We start from the raw sequence: 22,125 nt of genomic DNA on the forward strand, positions 1-22,125 counted from the left end.
CAAACCTTCGCCGGCCTACAAGAAATCTTCAGCACAGGTTTCGGACAGTTGGTCGCGGGTGTATTCCTTGATGATGAAGGCAATCGCCGCACCATCGATCTCGTCCTTGCCGATGCGGAAATCCACGCCATACTCGCGGAATTGGCGAAAATAGGCGCCGCTGATATCCGATGAAATAATTCCGATCGGCCCGACGAATCCTGCCTGTCGCAATTGCGGCGCAGTTTCACGGAAATCATTGTTGGGTGCCAACCGGTTGTCGAGAAACACCAGATCAATGCCATCTCGCTTGACTCTATCCACAGCCGCGCTGATGTTTCCCACATATTCAAGCTTGATCGACGCCTTGTCCATGCCCGCGTCCATACCCGCCAGCTTGCGCTTGAGGATGGTGTGTTCAACCGGATCGTCATCTACCAGCAAGACAACAAGTTCACTGTTTTCGGGGTCGGCGTTCATCACTGGCCTCCTGTTGGTTCAGTTGATCAGACCACTGCGTAACGCAGAAGCGACCATTTGTGCACGGTTGACCACATGCAGCTTGCGAAGAATGGCGGCGATATAAGAATTCACCGTGTGTTCCGACAGGCCGAGAATGATGGCGATCTCCGCCGAGGTTTTGCCCTCCGATGTCCAGCGAACGATCTGGATTTCGCGATCATTCAGGCCGCTGATCGTATCGAGCGACAAAATGGCCTCGAAATAGCGCTGGAACACCACGGCTGCGTCATGGGCAATGACCGCAAGCTGGTCATGCCTGGGCCGTTGGGCATTTCCGAGCATGAGCAGGCCGAACCGCTTGCCGACCGCCGTATGCAGCGGGACGACGACCACCGAGTGCACGCTCTCCTGCCTGCAAAGCACCGAATAAACACTTTGCGCGTCCATGGAGCACGCCACTGTCGACCCACGTAAATGTTCGACCAGCGGGTCATTCTGCCCAATTCCACCATCGATCCAGGCATCGGGAATGTTGTGAAGCGAATGCGGCAGATTCAGATCATACGCATCCTCTTCACCCAATACTTCGGCAAATGCAAAATATTGATATCCATGATTTCCCGTCAGAGCCTTGAACAAGCGGAAGAAATCCATCCGATTCAAAGCGCGTTCCAATTCGGGGCCAAGGTGGAATGCGGCTTCTGGCTTTAACATCGCGCCTCTTTCTAACTATAAATTCCGAATCGGAGAATATGAGCAAGAGCGCAACCTCTCACGAAACATGGAGCAAACACAATAAATGAGTTCAAAACCAGCCTTCTGGACCAATTAAATATTAATCTGGACATATATTCAGGCGCCTTCGTTGCCCTCACCTATCTTGCAACAAAGCGTCGAATTCATTCAAAAGCGGCATTCAGAACAGTGTTTTTCTCTACAAGTAACTGTTTTAACGCTCGGTTTAGCAGGAACTAATAAAACAAGCCGAAACCAGTACAAACAGGAAACAATCTTTGGCTATTTTGCTTTTGCTCGTTCCCCCGAAAAATGACAATGCCTATTGCCTGCACTGATTGCATCCGCCCCTTACCAGCGCTCATATGTGCCACCCGTGACGGAATTCAATCCCGCCTTTCCTCAAGGCCCCGGATAAAGGTCCATGAAGTCTACGAGAATCTCGCCGCGCGCAGTCGTGGCAGCAGCCACCGGTGATGGCCTTCGGGCACAACGCGGGAATAAGGTCTGGTGGAAATAGCCCGTAAGCAAATCGCATTTATGGCTAAGCGGGAAATGGCGACCCCTGCAGGATTCGAACCTGCGACCGTCGGCTTAGAAGGCCGGTGCTCTATCCAGCTGAGCTAAGGGGCCGAGAGCGCCCGGATGTGCTGTCTTGCGGCAGATCCGACCGGTGTCAATGGGTCCAAGGCTGCCGACGATCAAACTTGAAATTGTCGGAATAGACGACCCGACGACGCTTGCTCTCCTTGGGCTCGATCACCCGGAAGGCAATGTCATTGCGCATGGCGTAGGCCACAGCAGCCTCGCGCGTCTCGAAACTCATGCGGATCTGGCTTTTCATGTCACGCGAGGATGTATAGCCCATCAACGGATCAATCGAACGCGGAATTTCCTGATCAAATTCAAGAACCCAATGTTGGGTGTTGGCTTTGCCCGATTGCATGGCCGTTTTTGCGGGCCGATAAATCTTCGCGCTCACATCCAACTCCCAATCCATGACGGCAACCGCCTGGACAGGCGAGTCGCGGCGCCTCACGATGGGCGCCCCGATTCATCGGACGCCAGAAAAATGGTCGGAGCGGCAGGATTCGAACCTGCGACCCTCTGGTCCCAAACCGGTCCGCTCGACACGCATAAGCCAGATTCCCGACGCTTAATCAAGGGGAGATATTAGAACGCATTAGGAACAAGTAACATTTACACCCACAGTACACCCACACTTTGATCGACAGTCCCCTCCCCGAGAGACGCTAGTCCAGACTCAGACAGCCACCGGGGCGTGTGCCACCCCTACGAGAGCAAAACGAGGAAATCCCGCGAAGGGTTAGGGAAATTAATTGCACAACCGCACCCCACGTGTATTGTTAGGTGCATTGCATCGGCCATGGAGGGCCGAGCGAACGTCACATGACAGAAGGGACTAGCCTTGTGAGCGGTGCCCCCAAGATGGCGAAGAAGATCCCACTGAAGGAAGACCAGAAGGTCGGCGAGAATATACGGAGCCGCAGGCTCGCGTGTGGCATGTCTCAGGAAAAGCTTGGTGACGCACTGGGCGTCACGTTCCAGCAGATCCAGAAGTACGAAAAGGGCACCAATCGCGTAGGCAGTAGTCGCCTCGTCGCGATCGCCAAGGTTCTGGGTAGCAGTGTGCAGGACCTGTTCGACGGCATCGACATTGAAGGTGACCAGATCAAGGTAGCCGACGTGCTCGACCCTCGGGTGGGCCAAGGCGCCACGATCCTCCAGAAGATCCCTGCCGACAAGCTCGACCACGCACTGGCTGTCCTCAGGACATTCGTCAAAGCCTGATTGAACTGCCCGGGCGAGCCCCGGTTTTTTCGCTCCCCGTGAAAGCAATTAATTGCACCGTTTCGGGGAGCGCCAATGGTCAATGCATAACAATCAAGGAGCCTGATCATGAATGCTTAGAAAATCCGGAAGACTAAAGACGGTTATTCGTTTGGGCTTCACGTTCCGCAGCCCGGCACCCCGGAGCTTCTCACGGGCGTGGACCGCTGACCGGCCTAGCACAGACAGACTCCTCGTGATCGAGACTGTGTTTCCTAACGCAATGAATCGACCCTGCACTATGACGCGTCCATGTCCCTACGAGCAAAGGCCGTGGAAGTCACAATGCGGAGACTGGTCCATCTGATGCATGACCACAAAAAGCAATTAATTGCATCACTCAAGAAGTGAGCAACTAAAGCACGCCACGAACTGGATACCCGAATGAAGCATCCGCACTGGACGGCCAGGCAGTATTGTCCGTGTCCCCGAGCGTCTACAAGGTGCCCACACACAATCCGCTGGATGCAATAGTGCCCGAGCCTGAAAGTAACCAGAGACACTCGCAAGACCAAGGATAGCAGGCTGGCAAACGGAGGACACAAGAACCCGTCTCAACCCATCACCCACTACGTCTTGCGGGACGTACAGGGAAGCCCCGGAAAACTCCTTGAAATTTATTCAGGCCAACTACGACAACCTCAACGAAAACACCTAGTTAATCTAGACAACAGGGGTAATGCCATACGGGGCACCAAACATACCAAGGACACAGCCAACAAACTGAGAGGAGCAAAACAGCCCGATCAGACGCCCAAAAAATGCAATTAATTGCAATATTCCGATAATGCGTAAAGTAGGTGCTTAGGAGCCGCAGGGAGGTTGTGATTGATGGACGTCGACTTGAGCCAATGCCTTCGGGTCGTTCAGCACGAGCCCCGATTTTGCCTGAGAGTGGGTCTCAGAGCTCAATAGCACCGATATGCCTCTCATGATTGAGGCGGTTATTCCATGATCGAGGCCGCGTTTGGGAATATCCCCACGACAGCAGTCCCCATGTGACCGTGAAAGAGTGAATAGAAAGAGTACCTCATGGCCAAATATGAATATGGCGATATGTAGGGCAAACGACCACAATCACGAACCTCAACTTTTTGGGAATTAGGAGTTGAAACCCAACGTGTCACAAACGAATGACTAATAGGGGGCCGAAAGCTGACTGGCAGGTTTAGGTGAGTAACTGGAGATAGCGAACGCTCAAGGGACCGAGTTCGGTTACGAGCGATCGGCTGTCGTCGGAATGATGGTCTCCAACGGGCGCTTCCCACTTGCGGTGTTACTTCCAAAGACTGTGCTGGTTGGCGCCGCGTCTGGCGCGGCGGGCGTGCGCCGTAAAGTTCAGCAACAGAGGCCAGGCGCCGGGCGCGGGTATGTTGCGTTGCATATGAAGAATTTCCCTCCGGTCAGGGTGGTGAACCCAGCCGCTCGTCACGGCAACAAAGGTTTGGCTCCCCGGGGCTGTTTCCTGGAGGGTTTCCACGTCCACCCACCTCTCCCTTCGACGCGGCCTGACCTTGTGATAAGTCGACGCGACCAGCGCACGATCTCTCCAGTCTCGGAAATAGAGATTGGCATGACCGCGAACCGCCTGCAGGTCGTTGAATGCAGCAACGTCCCCGACACGGTTGATGATGCCAAGCTCACCCATCCTTTTCTCTAGGCGGTAGATGGCCGGGTCGAATGACACTAGTAGAAGCTGCGGCGTCAGCGGCATGAGCAGGACGGCACCCGGACTGCCAAGGCCCGCACCTCCCAGCACGTCCTTCTGCAGGTGGAAGCGGTTGGTGTAAACCACCGGATCATCAGACGTGAAGAACGGCACCGCCGTGCGATTGAGGATAATTCGGGTCTGTAGGTGGGCTGTACTTCCTACGCTGTCTTCGAAAGCGCTTATCGCGAGCTGAAGTGCCATCTCGTGCGTCATAACGAGGCTTTCCAATAGTTCCGGTGTGGCCTCGTCAGCCAACATCGCCCGTTGCGCTTCCGCTAGCCGGATTTCGCCGTCGATCCATGCCGCGCTCCTATAAGACTGCAATAACATGAAGGCGTGGAGGCGTCGTATGTCTGCCTGTGTCGCGGTATGGGGATCGTCAATGACGCGCCCGAGAATTTCGCCGTATTCTCCTTCTGGCACCTGCAGCGCCCGCTCCAGAGCGCCGTCGCGCCCGTAGAAATATGGCTTCGCGCACTGTCCCTTCGCGGGTGCCGCTTCGATCGAGCGCTCGCGGGACATGTTGAATACGTTGATGGCGGCACCATTACCGTCCGCGCAGAAAGCGCGGAGGTAGCAACGGGGTACGAAATGCTGAGACTTGTTGGCTGGCATGGCGGCCGGATGATGGGTTACTCAGGGCGACGACGCAACTTGTTGTTTCTGTCGGCGCGCAAGAGTCGCTTCGCCTTTGCTCCTGAGGCGCGTCGTGGCATTAAAGCACTTTGATTGCCTAGCGGTAGGATTTGCAAATCGATGAGAAACAAGCGAGCGAGCGGACACAAAGGATCAGAACGGAATCAAGCGACATCCACCGAGCTGACTAGTGGCGCTGGCTTCACCTATGAAGACAAGGCGGTCGCCTACTATTTGGCTGCGCTTCTTCGCGGTGAACGGGCAATGCTTCAGGAAGGCATTGTCGAGAGCGTTGCGGTCCAACAGGCCGGGCACGGCCACCCGATGGATGACCTTGTGGTCGAATTCCAAGACGCTGAGGGACCGCGCCTTCTGGACCTTCAAGTAAAGTCATCGATCACGATAAGTGGGGCCGCTACGAACTCAGACTTCCGCGATGTTCTCAACCGCGCCTTGGAGACACGCAAGACCCGGGGTTTTCAAGCCGATCGGGATGCATACGGTTACATCACGGAGAACGTGGCCGAGGCGAGACATCGGTCGCTCAATCGCCTCATCGATTGGGCAAGGAGCAGCCCCACTCCAGCGGATTTTGACCGGCGTTTTGCCGAAGGCGGAGCTGCCGCCGCTGCGGAACGCGCGCTTCGTGAGGAATTGGCGCCGCTCATCGGGGCCGAGGCGGAGCACGAGTGGAGTTTCTACCGAGGGTTTGTCGCCGCCCGCCTAAGCGGCCTCGACGATACGGGCATAGTTTGGTCAGAGATTACGAACCGCCTGCAAGAGCTGGTTGCCAACAACGAAGACGGGCAAGACGTCCTTCTCTTCGATCGCTTGTGCCGCATTGTGCGCGATGGCGCTGGCACGGCCCGGAAATGGACGCGCGCAACATTGCTTACGCAACTTCGGGGCGTAGTTAGGCTGAAGGTTTCGGCGAACTTTCGTAACGACCTCGACTTGCTCGCACAATTTTCCAAGGATGGTCTCAACGAGATTGCCGACAGCATCGACGGCTTCGAGGTTGATCGCACTGCCTTTCAGCAGGCCATATCGGAGCGTCTTGCCGCTAGCCGCGTCGTGAATATTAGCGGGCTTCCAGGGTGTGGAAAATCTGTCGTCCTCAAGCGGGTTGCGTTGGATGCCCAGAAACACGGCCCGATCCTCTTCCTAAAAGCGGATCGCTTGTCCGGCAAGAGTTGGACCGAATTTGCCGCGGCGCTAGGCCTCAAGCACCGTAAGGTCAACGATCTTTTGGCAGAGATTGCGGCAACAGGTACTGCCACTCTCTACATCGACGGCATAGACCGCATTAATCCCGATCAAAAGCGGATCGTTCTCGACATTCTCAATGCGATCGAAGCTGACGCTGCCCTCGACAACTGGCGCGTCTTGGCCACATCGCGTGACCGGGGACTTGAGACGTACCGCGCGTGGTTTCCCACGACCTTCTACAGCGGCACGCCAATCGGTGATGTTCAAGTCAAGCCATTCGATGACGATGAAGCCGAGGCGCTGGCCAAGGAGAAACCTGGCCTCCGCCGACTACTGATGGGCACTCCCTCGGTTCAGGCCATAGCCCGTCGTCCATTCTTCGCGGCCGTTCTCGCGAGAAGCTTCAGCGATAGCACGGCGGAACCGCAGGCCGAAGTCGATCTCATCAACGCATGGTGGGCCCGTGCGGGACACGATGCCCCGGCGGAGGTCGTTCCGCAACGCCAACGCGCGCTACTCGATATCGCGGAAAAGGGCGTCGCGAACCTGGGTAAGAGCGTCGCGGCCCGAGTGCTTGCTCCGCCCTCGTTCGAGCACATCGCCACGTTGAAGGCCGACTTGGTCATACGCGGGAACAACGGCGACGCATCGTTTTCCTTCACGCATGACATTTTCTTTGAGTGGACGTTCTTTCGCCTTCTCATTGACCTTGGTGATGCGTGGATCGACGGGCTGGCAAAGGCTGGAGAGCCGCCGCTGCTCGGCCGCGTCGTCGGCCTGTTAGCCCAGAACTCGATCGCCGCGCCAGGCGAATGGTTGGCAGGTTACGCTGCTCTCGATGGATCGACGCTACGTCCTCAATGGCGGCGGGAGTGGCTGACGGCACCACCGTTTACAAGCGCGTTCGCAAACGGCCAGACCGAATTCACGGTGCTTGTAACGGGAAATGACCACGCACTACTCGAGAAGCTGTTAGTCTGGTTCCAGGCGCAACACACGATCCCAAGCCCGTTTGTCCTGGAGCAAGCTTCGCCCGGGCAAACGGGGCTCGACCGCGTTGGCCTTGCTGAACTGTTAAGCTGGCCATCGGATTTCACGAGCTGGGGCCGTTTCATTGACTGGCTTTTGCCACTCGCCTCGTCACTGCCCGTCAGGCTGTATCCGAGAGTGGTCGAAGTGTTCTCGGTCTGGCAAAATGCGCTTTCTGATATTCGGACGGTACGATCCAAGGCGATCGCCGCCGCCTGCGCCAATTGGCTGATCGACTTTGAAAACGCAGCGTACCCCGAGAAGCGAACGTTTGAGCATGGCCGATGGGACGAGCTAGGCCGTGACGCGCAGAAGCAGTTCGCCACGGCATTACGCATCGTCATCGTGCGGGCTGCGCGGGCGTTTCCGGAATATGCCAACGCATTGTTGGATCGAGCTGTCGCCAATGGGGAAATGCGCCGCGACGCGTACAGCGACCTCATGTCGCTTGCATGGATGATCGCTGAGGTTTCGCCCGAGCGATTGGCGGCGGTCACCAAAGCAGAGTTACAGCACGAGCTGCCGCAAGATCATCTTGACCGGGAGAAGCGTGAGCAACGGGAGCACGTAGAGTGGATCCGACGAATCCGCGAAAAGCCCGAAAGTGAGCGTAGCGAGAATGAGAAGCGCTCGATCGAACATCCGTACTTCCACATTCGGCATAGATTCGACGGTTTGGGTCGCGAAGAAATCGGAATCGACCGACACAATAGCTACTACTACCCGGTTTCACCGGCGCACGAGCCGTTCGCGAGCCTGTTCGGCAGGAAACCCGACGTCGCGTTGCAGCTGGTACGTGATCTCGCCAATCACGCAACTACGGGATGGCGGCAGATTGCCGATATCACCCGCCGCCAGCATGGTACACCAATCCCCGTGACGATCGCATTCCCCTGGGGGGAGCAGCAGTTCTGGGGCGATTGGCCAGCGTATAATTGGCAGCTTGGCCAGCTTGGCCCGCAACCCCTTGAATGCGCGTTCCTAGCGATGAGCTACTGGGCTTTTCGGCAGATCGAGAATGGCCGGTCTGTTGATGAAATGATCCAACTCGTCGTTGAAGGAAACGAGTCGATTGCAGCGGCAGGATTAGCGCTTCGGTTGGCGCTTGAAATATTTCATCTTTCAGATGTGACCCTGGCCCTGTGTGCGTGCCAACGACTTTGGCCGTTTGACATTGCACGAGTGCGTAACGAGCCAATGCGAAACGTCGACCTGTTCGGGTTCGGTTTGATGAACCAGCTAACAGGCGAAAAGAAAGCTGCGGAGGACTACCTCAACAAGCGCTCGAGCCACTCCCGTGATGTGAAGCAACTCGCCATGGTGTTCGCCGTCAACGGCGACGATGCGCTGACCGCCCGTTTCAAAGAAGCATTGGCACGATTTGTGACCGAGTTGCCCTACGAGCTCGAGGAACATCGCTCAAATTCAGCTACAACGGCCACGCTCAAGACGCAGGCCGAAGAATACGCAGCGTTGGCGGTGGTGGAAAACTATCAGGGATATCGCACGCCCGACGAACAAGTTATGATTGCCTACCAGCCGCCGCTCTCCGAGGAGACCTTCAAGCGCGGCGAAGCAGCGATGATCTACCTGCAGCAAAGCAGCGTTCTGGCATGGGTGATGAAATCGCTCCGCGCCTTCGCGCTTGACCCTGACAAAAAACTCGCCGACGCTTTTGCGATCGCGCGCCCTCTCGACGATCCCCAGCTCTTCCGAGTGAGGCTGGATATTGAAGATCACACGCCGCAAAGTACCGTCGCTGCTGTAGCCGCGTGTATCGTCTGCTTTGGCGACCCCACGTCAGACGACTACAAGTGGGCGATCGGCGTACTGGACCGGATCGAAGCTATGAAGGAACCGCCGAGCTCCTTTTACGGCTCAAAGATTGCGTGGCACCCCGTCCATCACCTCATCTTCGCGCTGTTGCACCTGCGACGCATAAATCCAACTGACCTAGAGTCTGCACGACGCTTGGTGCGTCTAACGTCGCATAGTCATGAAGAAGCTGCTGAGTTCGCCTTCAAGGCGCTGCTTGCGGACCCCGATCCATATGTGTCGTGGGTTGCCGCCCAACTCGCGCTGGAACAATCTCACTACTACCAACCACTGATCATGGAGGATGGTAAGCGCGACAGCCGAGCCGCGAAGAAGGCCGCGAAAGTTGCCCTCGGCCGGGCTCTCAAAAAGCTAAAGGCAAAGAAGTTTGAGCCTTTTCTCTCGATGCCGGCTGCATGGGTCAAAGTGGCGTCAGGAGCGAATGACGATGATGACGATCTCGACGACGAGGATCCGACCGCCAAGTGGGCGGAGCCTGATCCGCTGTTCGACGCGCAACGTGCCGAGAAGTACCTTGAGGATTTTCCGGTCGAAACGTGGTGTCATTCCGACGAAGCGAAGCCGCACGTTCTTGCCTTGATCCGCAGCATCGTAAGTTGGACGGTGTTGCGAATGAACCCGCCCGGCGGGACGCGTCGGAGGCGGGACCGTGACACCGACCTAATCGGTTGGAGCGACGCGTTAGGTGATTTCCTGGCGCGGGCAACGCCGTTCTTTGAACTATCACTCGTCAAGACGGAGTTCATCGGCCCCTTCGTTCAGAACCGCAGCGACAATGAACTACATGTCATAGCAGCATTCACGGATCGTGTGGTTACACGGCACGTCTTGGATGCGGCCGTTATCCCGCCGGGGACGTTTGATTTGCTTGACCTCTGTGCCGAACATGTGATCGGCGACAGCACATTTCGGCCAGGAGGTTATCGAGCTGGCGAGGTTTCCGGTCGTGAGATGCCGAAGATCATCAAGGCGCTTCTGATGGTGAATGTCGAGCGCGCGATGGGCGCTGCCCGCTTTGTAAATGGCGACTGGTCCGAGATCGATCTCGTCATGCCCACGGTCACGCAGTTGGTAAAGGCCACCGGATGGTCCGTATTCGTGATGTCGAAGTTTTTGTTGCTTTGCGAACGTGCGGGCACAGCGTACCCGCTCGATCCGTTCATCGAACAAGTGAGCTCCGTCCTCGCGAGCGTGAATGACGCAAAGGGCAATTGGGTCGGAACCAGTCTTCCCGCCCGAACCGCCACGGTCGTGCAGAAACTCGCCGATACCAATTTCCCCCTCAGGCCGGACCAAGCGCAGGGTCTCTTGCAGATTCTCGATGCGTTGATCGACCTCGGCGATCGTCGAAGTGCCGCGCTTGAGCAGACCGAGGCTTTCAAGAGCGTTCAGGCTAAGTGGTCTACTGGATTATGAGCGGCAAAGACGCTATGGGCGCCCGAAGCGGCTGCTCCGGGTCCTCATCCGCTTTGAGGTGAAGGTAAAGCTTGTCTGAACGTCCGCGATGAGGGCGCATTGCCGACGCCAGTGGGGCCGACTGCAGACTAACGGCTTCCGGCGTTCAAAATGATAAAAGCGGACAGCTAGATTCACATACCTGTTTTAAATGTGCCCCAACAAGGCGTCTTGGCAACAATTGAAACTAGCGCTCCCGGCTGCGTATTCCGGGGCGATCCGGCCACTGATTCCGATAGCATCCGGCCACCCATTCCGATTTGATCCGGCCGGGGATTCCGGGGCATCCGGCCACCCCCATTTCAACCCAGTTTAGGCTGCTGCGAGGCGATCTGTAACAGGGCTACTGTTCCGTTCCTTTGGATGGAGAGAGCCCTTTATGAAGAGATTGCCTATGCGGAAGATAAGGGAAGCCCTGCGGCTTCGGGCGGATGGATTTTCAGGCCGCCAGGTGGCGCAAAGCCTGTGCGTGGCCCGTGCGACGATTTCGGAATATTTTCGGCGCGCTGATCTGGAAGGTTTGAGCTGGCCTCTGTCTGCTGATCTGTCGGACGCCGACCTTGAGAACCGCCTGTTTCCCGTTTGCCCCGGCGATGTCCGTCGCGCGGTTCCTCAGCCTGTCTGGGCGCATGTGCATGCCGAGTTGCGGCGCAAGGGCGTGACGCTGTCGCTGCTGTGGGAGGAGTATCGCGGGGTTCATCACGATGGATACGGCTATAGCCGATACTGTGAGCTCTACACCCGCTGGGAAGGCAAGCTGTCTCCGGTGATGCGTCAGCGTCATCCTGCAGGCGAGCGGCTGTTTGTCGATTACGCGGGCCCGACAGTTGATGTTGTCTGCCCCAAAACGGGAGAGGTGCGCACCGCACAAATCTTTGTCGCGACGCTGGGAGCGTCCAATTACACCTATGTCGAAGCCAGCTGGACACAGGGCCTGCCGGACTGGGTATCCAGCCATGTGCGTGCCTTTGAGTTCTTCGGTGGCGTGCCTGCGCAGCTGGTTCCAGACAATCTCAAGGCAGGCGTCACCAAGGCCTGTTTTTATGATCCTGAGATCAATCGCACCTATGGTGATATGGCGGCACATTACGATACCGCCATCGTTCCGGCGCGGCCTGGAAAGCCGAAAGACAAGGCAAAGGTGGAAGGCGCTGTTTTGCTGGCCGAGCGCTGGATTTTGGCGCGGCTGCGCAACCAGCACTTTTTTGGCCTTGATGAGGTGAACGCTGCCATCCGGCCATTGCTGGATCAGCTCAACGGCAAAGTCAGTCGCCATCTTGGTGCAAGCCGCCGCGATCTGTTTGAACGCCTGGATCGGCCCGCTCTGAAGCCCTTGTCTATGGAGGCCTATGTTTATGCCGAATGGAAGCAGTGCCGCGCGGGCCTCGATTACCATGTCGATATTGGCCGCCATTATTACTCGGTGCCGCATCAGTTGCTGAAGCAAAAACTATGGGCAAGGATCACCGCACGCACCGTAGAGGTATACTTTAATGGGCAACGCGTTGCCTCTCACGCCAGAACCTCGGGCAATCGCCAGCACTCCACGATCCGCGATCACATGCCCGCCCATCATCGCTTCCGCGAGGATTGGACGCCACAGCGTATCCGCGGGCAAGCTGTGCGCATCGGCCCAAATGTTGAGGTCTTTGTCGATGTGATCATGCGCCAGCGCAAACATCCCGAACAAGGATACAGAACGTGCCTCGGTGTTTTACGGCTGGCCAAGACCTTCGGGCGGGAGCGCCTGGATGCCGCCTGTTTGCGTGCGCTTGAGATCAACGCCCACTCCTACACATCCCTGCATTCCATTCTGAAGAATGGTTTGGACCGTCAGCGCCGCGAACCCACCACGGACGGCCCTGCGATCACTCACCCCAATATCCGTGGTGCGGATTACTTCCATTGAAGAGGATAGAGAATGCTTGATCACCCAACGCTGGATCAGCTCAAAACACTCAGGCTCGACGGCATGGCAGAAGCCTTTGCCGAGATGCAAAAACAGGACGGCACAGCCGGGCTTAGCCACGCTGAATGGCTTGGGCTGCTCATTGATCGAGAGACCGCCAGTCGTGAGACGAGGCGATTTGAAAGCCGCATGCGTACAGCAAAACTGCGCCACGTCGGTGCCTCGCCGGAGGACGTGGATTACAAGTCGCGGCGCGGCCTCGACAAAGCCATGTTCCAGCAGATGCTGACCGGGCGCTGGATCAAGGACAAGCGCAACCTGATGATCACTGGCCCCTGCGGCGTTGGCAAAACATGGTTGGCCTGCGCTCTGGCGCAAGCCGCCTGCCGAGACGGTATCACTGTGCTGTACAAGCGCATGCCACGTCTCTTTGATGAATTGGAACTGGCCCATGGTGACGGACGCTTTCCGCGTCTGTTCAAGGCCCTTACCAAAACTCAACTGCTAATCCTGGACGACTGGGGACCGGATCGCCTCAATGCCAGTCAGCGTCGTGACCTTATGGAAATAGTCGAGGACAGATACGAGGTTGGATCAACCTTGATCACAAGCCAATTGCCCATCGACACCTGGCATGACGTGATCGGGGAACCCACCTTCGCCGATGCCATTCTCGATCGCCTCGTACACAACGCCTATCGCGTCGAACTCGACGGCCAGAGCATGAGGAAAACCAAACTCGGAACAGGTGACGAAAGCATCCAATCCTGATAACCAAATCATCAGGCCTCGCAGCCGCTATATAAGGGTGGCCGGATACCCCGGTTTAGGTGGCCGGATGTTATCGGAATGGCCGGCCGGATACTCCGGAATGCGCACCCGGCCCTGGCGGTCCTTGGGGTTTAACCGTTTCGATACAGATTTGCGGTGATGGCCGTTTTCAGAGCAAAACTGGACATTTTCCGCAGACAGAGGCGAGGGCAAACCACAGGACCATTAGGCCCCGTCCAAGCAACAAGCCTATCTCGTCAATGCAAGAACGGCCCTGTTTGCGCGGCCAAGACGCTCGGCCATAAGCTTTACGATGCAGGACGCGAAGACCCCTGCCTCAGCGGGAGATTCCGATACTAGCCGGTGGTAACTTTCAACGCTCAGGCAGAACAGTGCGCAATCCTGACGCGCAAGCGCTGAAGCAGACCGTGGCGACCCTGTGTAGACGGCCATTTCACCGAGAATCGACCCGGCACGCATTGTGCGCACGGTCAGCGATTGACCACCGGGCAGGTTTATCACGATTGAAACAGACCCACTTAAAATCAAATAAAGCGAATCGCCGGACTGGCCTTGCTCGAACAACACCTCGCCCGCAGCAATACTCAAGCGATGAAAATACGACGAAATCACAGGCACCGCACGGTCATCGCCGATCAGGCCCGCCAGAAGTTCATCCGGGTTCATGACCTGATCAGAAGAATTGCCATGCTTGAAATCCAGCAACAGCTGGTCATCACACCAACCTGCGGCTGTATCCAGATCGGCAAAACTGCGCACAACCCCATTGGGAAGTTCGAGCTCCTCGCCCAGACCTTCAAGGCGGCTGAGAATCGACGGTTGGTTCCCGGCCAGACACAGCAAAATTCTTTCGCGGACGCAAATCTGCATGAGCTTTGAAAAGCTGTTCGCAGCCGACGAATCCATTTCATCAACGCGGGTGAAATCAATAACCAGAAAACGTCGGGTTCCCCGGTCCCCTGCATCGACGACAAGCTTGATCTTTTCCAACAGGCGGCTTGCTGAGCCGAAAAACAGGAATCCTTGCAAAACAAAAATCTGAACAAGGTGACCATGTTGATCCAGGTATCCCTGATCATCCTTGTGGCGGTCGATGTTGCTGACATGCTCTGCACCATCCATGGCAGTTTTTATGACGCTCAGCTGGCTGTATTTGTGCACAAACAGGACCGTCGCCAGCACCACGCCGGCCGCAACGCCTTCGAGAATACCAAATACCGCGACAGCGACCAAAATAATGCAAATCACCAGAACATCTGCGAAGGGCAGCTTGTCGCGTTTTTTCCAGACCCACTCAATCAGAAAGCTCAGTCCGATATAGACCAGGAAGCCGCCGACAATGGAGGATGGCACAAATGCAATCGGAGCGGGGCCAATAACAATCACCGCGATGATCAGCATCGTGTAAATTGCAATCATCAAAAACCGGTTGCCCCCCAACTTGCTTGCAACAGCGGTGTCTGCGGCTGCGCCAAAGCCCAGCGGACTTGTGACGAAGGTTCCGACGATATTCGAAAGTCCTGCAGATCGCAGCTCACGGTTGGGATCAAGATCACGATTGATAATGATTTCGACACCTGAAATGTCGAGCAGAAGCATGATCACACTCAAGATACACAGCACAACGATCGTACCAGACTGTTGCGCCACGACATTCCAGTCCACCAAGGGGAGCTGGCTGGGCGTAGCAATCGGGAAGAAGCTGGTGACCTGTGCATCAAACGTCGTCAGCCACCCTTGTTGGGTGGCGATTTCAATCGATGATCCGCCCGCCCAGAGCACCAGATAGAACAGCCCGATTGCAGCGGCCAGGAATGTGGGGACCAGCAACCAGTGGCTTATGCGCTGCTCGATCGCAAAAAGCACCGCGCCGAAAATGATGGCGGGTAACAAATGCATCATGACGTCGGGCGTCAGGAAGCTGGCAAAATTGCCGGCTTCAACCAGCGGCCCCGCGGCCACGGTGATGCCACCTTTTGTCAGCAGATAGCCAAGACCCGCGAAAAAACCACCCATCACCGGAAACGGGATGTAGCGGGCCAAGGTCCCCATCTTTGCAAGGCCGACGGTGAACATGAAAGCGCCAACGACCAAAGTGGTCACGAGAATGGCTGCGACAACCGTTACGGCAATTGTCTCCGTTGGTTGACCCTGCATGGTCAGCGCGATTGTGGCGGCCATGGCTGCAAAAATAGGTGACTGACCTGCGCGTGGCCCTGCAAGAAGGGCCTTGTAACCACTTGTTGCAGGGACGAGAAAACCGGTTACGGCCGTTGCAACCAGGAAAAGGCCAATCCCGAGAGACACAAAGGAGGTCAGCGGCCCGGAGAAGACCAGCGTGCCGATCGAAACTGCGGTGGCAACGTTCAAAACGGCAAGAACGGCTGCTGCAGACAGGCTGCGAAACAGGATGCTCGGTGTCGACAGCGACGTGACAAATGACTGCAACGGACTTTCCGTGGGTGCAAAACGCAGAGGTGAAGTCAAGAGCTTGTCCCTTCTGGCCATTGTACAAACCTGAAGGCGATCAATCGCTGATCAGCAATCTCTGGTTTGTTTTTGTCGACGCCTGCTCAATGCGCTGTGTCGCATCCTTGAGAATATCGAGCACTTTGGCCTGTTCTTCGTGACTGAGCCGCGTGATGTTCAGATCCAGGCTGAAGTTCGGCTGACTGGCGCGGATCGGGCGCACATCGGCATCCAGGTTCGCAAACAGGTCGCCCACCTGGAACGTTGTGACAGGCGCCGAAATGCCTTTCACCTTGATCTGATCGCGTTCCTCACAGTCGATCAAGTCTTTGACATGCGCGTATGTTTCGTAAGATATCAGAATCTCGCCAGGCGCGCAGGCGCCTTCCAAACGGGCTGCCAAATTCACTCCGCCCCCAATAATGGTATAGTCCATGCGATCGTCGCTACCAAAATTTCCGACCGTACACAGGCCCGTATTGATACCAATCCGGCACTGAAGCGGCTTCTCAAGCCCGCTGTCTTGCCACGTCCGCTCAAGCTCTTTCATGCGTTTTCGCATGGCTATTGCCATTTTGACGCATTGGGCGGCGTCTTCTTTCACACCCAATGTTTCCGGATCGCCAAAGAAGATGACGATTGCATCTCCGATGAACTTGTCGATCGTCGCCCCATGTGCGATCGCGATGTTCGACATTTCAGTCAGATACTGGTTCAGCAGCCGTGTCAGGTCTTCAGATTCAAGCCTTTCGGTGGTTTCGGTAAACCCGACAAGGTCCGAGAAGAACACCGTCAGACGTTTGCGCTGGCTGACCAGCTTCACCTCTTGTTTGCCCGAGAAAATTGAATCATAGATCTGAGGCGACAGATATTTTGCCAGCTGTTTGGACAATTGCTCCAGCGCAGTGGACTTTTCCGACAGCTCATTTTCACGGGCCTTCAGGTCAGTGATGTCGGAATAAATCGCAACCGTCCCTCCATCGCCTGTTTTGCGTTCACTGATCAAGATCCATTGACCATTGCTGTTGTGCTGAAGCCGCGGCTCCCCAGGGCTAAGATGCCATGCCAGCTGCTCCTCGACCCATTCATCCTCGCGCTCCACAGCGTCCGAGATCAGGCCGGTCTTGGCGCTTTCGCGCGTCACAGTCTCAAACTTTGTGCCCGGCGATACTTCAAATTCTCCGTTTGGAAACAGAATGGCGGAGTATCTGGAATTGCAAATCACCAGGTGCCCTTCAGGGTCATAAAATGCAAACCCTTCGGACGAGTTTTCGATGGCATCATTCAAGCGACGCCGCGCCGTCTCCATCTCTTCCAAGTTGGATTTCTTGACTTCCACCGCAGTGTCTCGAAACACGATCAGTGCTTCACCCATACGGCCAATCTCATCGTCCGTGCCAGGTTTCGGCAGTGGCGCCTCGAGGTCGCCATCTGCAATGGACAGCATACTGTTGCTAAGTGCTGTCAGTCGCCGGATAAGGACACGCCCAACGTAAAGCCAAACGACGAGTATCGAACTAACAAGGCTCAACGCGCCCACTGCCACAAGAATGTTGAAGCTCAACTTTTGAATGTCCGTTGCTGACGCTCTCGCCACCGCAATTTCGTCTTTTGCGTTTTTCACCAGAAAATCGATACGATTGCTCAGCAGGTTTGACAAAGCGGCGTTCGCCTCAAGAAGTTCTTCGCCAGATTCTATCGCGATAAGTTCCTGTTTGCGGATCTCAGGCAGACCGTTTTCACCTTCAGACAATTCGACGAATGCTGCGAAAAGGCGGACCAGTCGACGTTTCAGTTGCTGTGGCATTTCGTCGTTGGCCGAACGTAGCTCTGCAAGAGCAGTGTTCAGGCCAAATGTAAGAACCTCGACCTCTTCCACACTCTGCGTGATGGCAATGTTGGAAAGAGCGGCCCGGACGGCGGCAATCTTGGTGGCAAGATCTTGTTGTGGCAAAATTCCGATGATGGTTCTTGCAATTTTTCCCTGTTCAGGATTGATCGTATCCGCACCAGGCGCACCGCTCCTGTTCCAGGACGATATCTGCGCACCAAGCTGCCGCTCTGCCGGAGCGATAAGTCGCAATGCGCCATTGTTCACGGTCGCAAGTTTGCGGGACAATTCCGCGCGCGTATCGGTAAGTTTGATGCGTTGGGTAACAAGCGCATCAAGTTCAAGCAGATTACGATCAAGTTTTTCGACAAGACCGGCGACACTTTCTTGAGATTGCTCATGGATTTCTGCTCCGGTCGCAGCTTCCAAAAGCCTGGTCCTGAGCTTTTCCACCTCGACACGGACATTCTTGGAAACCTCAAGGCGAGAAGCTTCGGACGTCACAACAAGCAAAGCTGGCGCCGCATTCAGAATCCGCTCAGCCTGACGGGAGACTTCGACAAGGGCCAAAGCCTGAGGAACGCGTTCGTCGGCAATCCGGCTGAGTGCGCCATTCACGCGGTCCAAAGAAAACAATCCTGCTCCGCCCGCCACAAGGGACAGAAAGCTGATGCCGAGAAACGCAATGATCAGACGTCCTCGGACGCTTCGCAGGAACGAGATTGGCCGTGATGACATATCTATTCCAAGCGCAATCGAGTCATGGGCGCTGCGAATAGGTTTCTGCGTCGTATTCGAAGATCACGAAGTTATCGACGCCCTTAACATCACCCTTTTCGTTGAATCCGATACGGCCAATGACGGTGTCAAATTCATTCGTGTTCAACGCCTGGATGACCGAACGCTCGTCCAGGGAACCTGCTGCTTCGACGGCTTGTGCCCAAGCCTGCATCACAGCATAGCTATAAAGTGTGTATCCGCTGGGCTCGAAAAATTCTTCGTCCCGAATGGCCTCTGTGACCAAAGCCGCAGACGGCAGATTTCGCGCGTCAGGACCAAAGGTAAATAGCGTTCCAACACCTGCCTCACCGGCAACAAGCAGGAAATCCTCGCCGGACAAGGCATCTGCAGATATGAATTGAATGTTGGGAAGAACCTCGCGCGCTTGCAGTGCGATCAGTCCCATATCTGACGGGCTGTTGCTGACAAGATAGGCGACTTCGATTGCTTCTGCGACGAGTTGGTCGACGATATCTTCGTAGCTGCTTGCATCTGGTGCAAAGGACAGATCGAGTGCGGGGATCGTATCTCGTTTTGCCAGTTCACCAATCAAACCTTGAGCAAGCTCGGTCCCATATGGATTTGTTCCGCCAATTACCGCCAGTTTTTGCCCCGCGAATTCGGAAACGATCAGATCTGCAGCAACGATTGCCTGGTCATCGTCCCGTCCGATAACCCGGTAAACGTTCGGGCCGCCTTCGTCAGTTACCCGTGGGTTTGTCGAGGCTGGGGACATCATGATGATGCCAGCTTCTTCATAAATTGGGCTGGCAGCAATGGAGGTACCCGAACAAATATGACCGTTTACAAACACGACTTCAGCTGAAACCAATTGATTGGCTGCCGCTAGCGCTTGGTCAGCGTTGCAGGCGTCGTCAACCACGATTGCTCTTATGGTGTCACCTAAAACGCCGCCCGCTGCATTGATATCGGTGATGGCACGCTGCGCACCAATTTCCTGTTGTTCCCCCAAAAATGCGACGCTGCCGGTCGTTGGACCTGCAATGCCGACCAACACATCCGCATACGCAGCGCTTGAAATTGCAAGGCCGACAAGACCTGACAAAATGATTTTTTGCGTTGCTTTCATCATCTTCATTCTCCCCTCGGTCGACCTCGATACGCCGCCGTCACTTTATTGAACGTTGCTGTAATACTGAATGACCGAACACAAAGCCTTTCAGCGCGTATGCTCATGCTGGTGTCACCTCTGCGAGAGAGATTACCATGCCGTCTTTTGCCTGTTCGATCTCGAAGCTGTCTGGCGCGTTGAGCATCTCCGGCCCGAGATGCGTCATCAACAGCCGACCTGTTTCAAGCCGGTCGGCATTCCTCAAAAGTGTGTCGTAGCTCAGATGGCCTTCAAACGGTTTGTCATGTCGGTCAAAACAATCGCACAGGAAAAGATCCGTCCGCTTTGCGATTTCAACCAGAACCTCGTTCCATCCGGTATCACCGGAAAAACCGATCGCATGTCCGCAGGTTTCAATTCGAATAGCTGTTGAAGGCTCAGGCCCGGCATAGTGGGTCACGGGTTGCGTCAGGACGACCCTTCCCAGAATCTCCACAGGCGCTCCCGGTTCAATCTCAACGATGTGCAATGGGAACTTCCAGTCCGTCTTCCACATTCCAGGGAACATGGCGTCGAACAAGCCCACAATGCGCGTTTGCAGGCCGGGCGGGCCGGCTATCGTCAGCGGGCGAACCGCATCCGATACGTATTCCCGCATCAGCAGCAAATTGGGCAAGGCCCCAAAATGATCGCCGTGCAAATGCGTGAGAAAAATTGCGTCAATGCTATCGGGTGCGATATCGAGCGCGTTCAACGCCACCAGCGAGCTCGCGCCAAAATCAATTGCAAAGCGTCCAATGTCATCATCAACGAGAAAGCATGTGTTGAAGCGTCCAGCACTCCCCATCGCATCTCCGCAACCGACAATAGTAAAAATTACGCTCCCCAATCTATTGCGCCAAAAACTTCTGAGAAATGCCCGTAATTAGTACAAAAATTTTCTTCAAAAAAATGTCCCCTCAGTCACCCGTTCAAAGATTACGAAATGCAAGAAAATATTTCTTCGAGATATTTGTTACAGAATTAGGATGTACTGACAAGCCTTCTAGGGCAGAGAACGCCCCGGCGGCTTTTGGAGGCAGACAAGATTGGGCAACAGGAAGGTGATGAGGTAAGCAGTTGCTGACGTGTCGATCCTCTTGGTTTTCAAGGGTCGCCTTCTCAAGGAAAATGAGCTGTTGCCAGTCGGCTTCGAGTGGCGAACTCCGACCAAAATGTCCGGCAAGCCGAGGATATTAAACCATATGCCCACTGGGCTCGACAGGCTTCCGAAAGGCAGATTCCCGGCGTTATCGACAAGATCGCCCCGCAAGAAGAACGCCGCGAACGTCCGCTACATAGACCGTTAGCGCCGCCTGCTTTCAGGGAAAAATAGAAAGGACTTCAGTGACCAACTTGGGGGCGCATAGCTGCTCGATTCCAAACTTGAAGATTGTAACTTTTACCCCGACACATGCGGCCCCGCAGTTCGCGGAGCCGCATGCTGTCAAATCTCCGTATGTTCAGCTAATTCCAAGGCATCCTCAATATCCACCCCTAGATACCTAACGGTATTTTCGATCTGAAAGACCGGAAATCCGATTTGTTATCTCGCGTAGGGTTCTACGGTTTGATACTGCCTTTGGCAGAGTAGATAAGCCTTGCTCAAGCGCGCGCGATCGTCAGCCTCCAAGCTTCACCCTCTCGATGGAGAGTGGCAAGTTCAACGCTCTCGTTGATGAAAAGCCCACCTGTTGAGAACGACATAAGAAATTTTGGTTTTGGGGGGTAATCAATGTTCGGTACGCCACAAATTCAATCGGTTCCGCACTGACATAGATATCGCAATCAAAAACAACTCAGCCAACTTCATATTCCATCGTGGTTTTCAATCAAGTAGACCGCTTTGAATGTTGATTGCCACCCAGGAAAAGTGCCAACGGATCGCAGTCCCGTCGAAAACGCGCCAGACCAACCGGGACCGAACAGTCGTTGGTTCAGTTGCGCACAAGCGACTGGGACGCGACAGATTGCTGAACGGCCAACGATGGCTGGCCGAATCCACGATCGGATCTGGCAAAGCTTACGAGTCTGTCCGAAAAATTGATCAAGAAGGCCCTGACACGTCTTCGTCAAGAGGGGCTTATCGTCACCAGCCAGCACATGTTCAAAGGCCGGAACATACTCCATATTCATGCTACCCACGAGTGCAAGGCCGCTGTGAAGCGTGTTCGGCTGAGCGTCAAAAAAGGGACCACTCAAGTGGTCCCGTTAGGTACCGCCCAAGCGGTACACTCAGGGTCCACTCAAGCGGTACCCTCAGGGCCCACTTCTTATACTTCGTATAAGAGGGACAATATAATAGGGACAATATATAGGGACTTGGCACA

The 22,125-nt window shown here is 55.5% G+C and carries 12 protein-coding genes, 1 tRNA gene and 1 pseudogene; 4 read left to right on the forward strand and 10 right to left on the reverse strand.

Features of this window, described 5'->3' with window-relative positions; all coding sequences use genetic code 11:
• Positions 1–15: 15 nt before the first annotated feature.
• From OEG84_RS04650 to OEG84_RS04665, 4 genes are all read right to left on the reverse strand, one after another.
• Positions 16–459: a response regulator gene (locus tag OEG84_RS04650; RefSeq protein WP_267652650.1), complete on the reverse strand. Its 444-nt coding sequence runs from the start codon at positions 457–459 to the stop codon at positions 16–18.
• An 18-nt stretch (positions 460–477) separates the two neighbouring features.
• The gene (locus OEG84_RS04655) at positions 478–1,155 is read right to left on the reverse strand and encodes a helix-turn-helix transcriptional regulator (protein WP_267652651.1); all 678 of its coding nucleotides are present in this window, start codon (positions 1,153–1,155) and stop codon (positions 478–480) included.
• 577 nt (positions 1,156–1,732) lie between these two features.
• Positions 1,733–1,809 (reverse strand) — tRNA-Arg (locus tag OEG84_RS04660).
• Between the two features lie 43 nt (positions 1,810–1,852).
• Complete coding sequence (locus tag OEG84_RS04665; protein WP_267652652.1) at positions 1,853–2,158, reverse strand: ETC complex I subunit; 306 nt, start codon at positions 2,156–2,158, stop codon at positions 1,853–1,855.
• Positions 2,159–2,625: 467 nt separating this feature from the next.
• On the opposite strand from OEG84_RS04665, the gene OEG84_RS04670 reads away from it, so the two are divergent.
• A complete protein-coding gene (locus OEG84_RS04670) occupies positions 2,626–2,988 on the forward strand; it encodes a helix-turn-helix domain-containing protein (protein ID WP_267652653.1) in 363 nt (120 codons plus the stop codon).
• 1,315 nt (positions 2,989–4,303) lie between these two features.
• Here the strand turns inward: OEG84_RS04670 and OEG84_RS04675 are convergent.
• Positions 4,304–5,353: a DUF4238 domain-containing protein gene (locus OEG84_RS04675; RefSeq protein WP_267652654.1), complete on the reverse strand. Its 1,050-nt coding sequence runs from the start codon at positions 5,351–5,353 to the stop codon at positions 4,304–4,306.
• Between the two features lie 141 nt (positions 5,354–5,494).
• Between OEG84_RS04675 and OEG84_RS04680 the strand changes: the two genes are divergently transcribed.
• From OEG84_RS04680 to istB, 3 genes are all read left to right on the forward strand, one after another.
• Complete coding sequence (locus OEG84_RS04680; protein ID WP_267652655.1) at positions 5,495–10,864, forward strand: AAA family ATPase; 5,370 nt, start codon at positions 5,495–5,497, stop codon at positions 10,862–10,864.
• Positions 10,865–11,282: 418 nt separating this feature from the next.
• Positions 11,283–12,812 (forward strand): IS21 family transposase, encoded by a 1,530-nt coding sequence (gene istA / locus OEG84_RS04685; RefSeq protein ID WP_267652423.1) that lies wholly within the window; start codon positions 11,283–11,285, stop codon positions 12,810–12,812.
• Between the two features lie 12 nt (positions 12,813–12,824).
• Complete coding sequence (gene istB, locus OEG84_RS04690; RefSeq protein WP_267652424.1) at positions 12,825–13,583, forward strand: IS21-like element helper ATPase IstB; 759 nt, start codon at positions 12,825–12,827, stop codon at positions 13,581–13,583.
• Between the two features lie 249 nt (positions 13,584–13,832).
• Here the strand turns inward: istB and OEG84_RS04695 are convergent, their stop codons facing one another.
• From OEG84_RS04695 to OEG84_RS04715, 5 genes and pseudogenes are all read right to left on the reverse strand, one after another.
• The gene (locus OEG84_RS04695) at positions 13,833–16,112 is read right to left on the reverse strand and encodes a cyclic nucleotide-binding domain-containing protein (RefSeq protein WP_267652656.1); all 2,280 of its coding nucleotides are present in this window, start codon (positions 16,110–16,112) and stop codon (positions 13,833–13,835) included.
• Between the two features lie 19 nt (positions 16,113–16,131).
• Complete coding sequence (locus OEG84_RS04700) at positions 16,132–18,642, reverse strand: adenylate/guanylate cyclase domain-containing protein (RefSeq protein WP_267652657.1); 2,511 nt, start codon at positions 18,640–18,642, stop codon at positions 16,132–16,134.
• Between the two features lie 22 nt (positions 18,643–18,664).
• Positions 18,665–19,777 carry a branched-chain amino acid ABC transporter substrate-binding protein gene (locus OEG84_RS04705; RefSeq protein WP_267652658.1) on the reverse strand — a complete coding sequence of 371 codons (1,113 nt, stop codon included), beginning with the start codon at positions 19,775–19,777 and terminating at the stop codon, positions 18,665–18,667.
• A gap of 100 nt (positions 19,778–19,877) precedes the next feature.
• On the reverse strand, positions 19,878–20,645 hold the full coding sequence (locus tag OEG84_RS04710) for an MBL fold metallo-hydrolase (protein ID WP_267652659.1): 768 nt from the start codon (positions 20,643–20,645) through the stop codon (positions 19,878–19,880).
• A gap of 597 nt (positions 20,646–21,242) precedes the next feature.
• A pseudogene (locus OEG84_RS04715) lies at positions 21,243–21,320 on the reverse strand (integrase); the annotation flags it as partial.
• Positions 21,321–22,125: the final 805 nt, after the last annotated feature.

It is taken from the genome of Hoeflea algicola, assembly GCF_026619415.1.
In the GTDB taxonomy this organism is placed as follows: domain Bacteria; phylum Pseudomonadota; class Alphaproteobacteria; order Rhizobiales; family Rhizobiaceae; genus Hoeflea; species Hoeflea algicola.